The sequence below is a fragment of the Vogesella mureinivorans genome, from assembly GCF_007644035.1.
Taxonomy (GTDB): Bacteria; Pseudomonadota; Gammaproteobacteria; order Burkholderiales; family Chromobacteriaceae; genus Vogesella; species Vogesella mureinivorans.
The window spans coordinates 1-331 of the sequence record NZ_VMTV02000125.1 but is presented as its reverse complement, the minus strand read 5'-3'; the positions used below and the strand labels follow the sequence as shown (position 1 = coordinate 331).

Below are 331 nucleotides of genomic sequence, written 5' to 3'. Positions count from 1 at the left end.
AGCCGTGGCCGGCGCGATCAGCACCAGGTCGGCCCAGCGGGCCAGCTCGATATGGCCCATCGCCGCTTCGGCGGCGGCATCCCAGAGCGAGTCGCGCACCGGCCGGCCCGACAGGGCCTGCAGGGTGAGCGGACCGATGAACTGGGCGGCGCTGGCGGTCATCACCACCTGCACCTCGGCGCCGCCGGCGCGCAGCAGACGCACCAGCTCGGCCGATTTGTAGGCGGCGATGCCGCCGGATACGCCCAGCAGGATGCGCCGCGCGGAAGGAGCTGCGGTCACCGGAAAAGTCCTACCCCGAAAACGGCCGATAGATTACCCGAAAGGGCTC

1 protein-coding gene is annotated in these 331 nt (G+C 71.0%); it reads right to left on the bottom strand.

Going from position 1 to position 331, the window contains the following annotated elements; all coding sequences use genetic code 11:
- Positions 1-282 (bottom strand): flavoprotein (locus FLQ44_RS03120; protein ID WP_276607827.1); only part of this gene is annotated, 282 nt, incomplete at its 3' end.
- Positions 283-331: the final 49 nt, after the last annotated feature.